Source organism: Klebsiella sp. HMSC25G12 (assembly GCF_001807705.1).
Taxonomy (GTDB): domain Bacteria; phylum Pseudomonadota; class Gammaproteobacteria; order Enterobacterales; family Enterobacteriaceae; genus Klebsiella; species Klebsiella variicola.
The window spans coordinates 1-1848 of record NZ_KV789929.1 but is presented as its reverse complement, the minus strand read 5'-3'; the positions used below and the strand labels follow the sequence as shown (position 1 = coordinate 1848).

The 1848-nt window shown below is 49.2% G+C and carries 1 protein-coding gene and 2 pseudogenes; 1 reads left to right on the top strand and 2 read right to left on the bottom strand.

What is annotated here, in order from left to right; translation table 11 throughout:
- Window positions 1–30 precede the first annotated feature (30 nt).
- Together HMPREF3096_RS28125 and HMPREF3096_RS30160 are read right to left on the bottom strand one after the other, a co-directional pair.
- Window positions 31–525, bottom strand: a pseudogene (locus HMPREF3096_RS28125) (ArsB/NhaD family transporter); the annotation flags it as partial.
- 45 nt (window positions 526–570) lie between these two features.
- Window positions 571–890, bottom strand: a pseudogene (locus tag HMPREF3096_RS30160) (metalloregulator ArsR/SmtB family transcription factor).
- A 260-nt stretch (window positions 891–1150) separates the two neighbouring features.
- Between HMPREF3096_RS30160 and HMPREF3096_RS28120 the strand changes: the two are divergent.
- A partial coding sequence (locus HMPREF3096_RS28120) for a cation diffusion facilitator family transporter (protein WP_070544674.1) occupies window positions 1151–1848 on the top strand: 698 nt, incomplete at its 3' end.

Genomic DNA, 1848 nt, shown 5'->3' with positions numbered 1-1848 from the left:
AAAGACTTATCTCTTAAGATCCTGTCTATGAGCAGAGACAATGTTCACCAGGTTCGACACGATAAGCGGTAAACTGGCGGTATCGGCAATAAACCCGGCGGCCATGACAAAGGCCAGCGTTGTCCGTTTGCTGAACCCCAGTGCGAGCAGCATGGCGATGACGATGGGGGTCAGGATGAGCGCTGCACCATCGTTAGCAAACAGCGCCGCAACGGCTGCGCCCAACAGGATAATCCAGGTAAACAGCAGACGACCGCGCCCGTTCCCCCAACGGGATACATGCAGCGCAGCCCATTCGAAAAAGCCCGACTCATCGAGCAGCAGGCTGATGATAATTACCGCGATAAAGGTCGCTGTTGCGTTCCAGACGATATTCCAGACCACCGGAATGTCACCCACATGGATAACACCAGAAACCAGGGCCAGCACAGCACCAATGCAGGCGCTCCAGCCAATACTGAGTCCCCGGGGTTGCCAGATAACCAGGATCAGCGTCAGTAAAAAAATACTCACTGCCAGTAACATCTTCGGCTCCATTACATATGGTTAAATGAATGTGTTTGATTCGGGTCAGCAGGATGATCCTACGGATATTTCTAGCCACTGACGAACATCTTCCCGCAGGCAGTGCCAGGATGTTGTGATAGTTTCTGCCGCCCATGCGGGCATATGTGGAGAGAGCCGGTAGTGGACCCATTTCCCTTCCCGACGGTCCAGCACCAGTTCAGCCTCCCGAAGGATTGCCATATGCCGGGAAATTTTGGGCTGCGACTCGGCGGTGGCGCGCAAATATCACACACGCACATCTCACCGGATTCCCGGAGAAGCATCATGATAGCCAGACGGGTTTCATCTGACAGAATTTTGAAAAGTTGAACAGGCTGTAGCATTTTTCCTCCCGGTAATATCGATGTACACATATGATAAATCATATGTGTTTTTGTGGGTATCGTTGATTTCAGGAAGAAAATGTATCAGTTTTGTTAACGCAAACACTATCTGCGCTGAATGGCCGCAGGCAAGGCCGCCTGTTTCAGCCCGTATTAATTGCGTTCAATGAACCTGATCTGGTTTATTTCCTGTTTAACACCTTTGGGTCTGAATTATATTATTCTTGCTATCCTGAATTATGGGGTGTTAATGAGGTTTTATGGAGCTTAATGAAAATAAATGCAATGATAACGAATATCATAATCGTTCATTGGCGGCACAAAAAAGTACGATGATCAGTGTAGCTGTAAATATATTGTTATCCTGCGTTCAGATTTTACTGGGGATATTTTCTGGCTCACAGGGATTAATCGCTGATGGCATACATTCGTTTTCTGATTTGGTGTCGGACTTTGTCGTTCTGATCGCCAATAAAAAAAGTCGCAAGCCTTCTGACGAAGATCACCATTACGGTCATGGACGCTATGAAAATGGGGCGTCGTTGATTATTGGCGCAATCCTGTTCCTTGTCGGGTCCATAATGATTTGGTCCGCAAGCGGCAAGCTGTGGCACCCTGAAGCCATTTCAGAGGTGCATATTGTTGCGTTGTGGGTAGCACTGTTCGCGCTGGTGACAAAGGAACTGCTTTTCCGCTATATGCTGGCTGTCGCGACACGCATTCAGTCGTCTCTGCTCATCGCCAACGCCTGGCATGCGCGCTCTGACGCAGCTTCATCAGTGGTCGTGTCTGTTGGGATTGTCGGCAATTTACTTGGCTTTCCGTGGCTTGATCCGGTAGCAGCAATAGTGGTTGGCGTTCTGATTGCCCGTATGGGCTACACTTTTGCCGCCAATGCACTTCATGACCTGATGGATCGTTCGGTAAGGGAAGGTGCGAATAAGCAGGTCATTTCTTC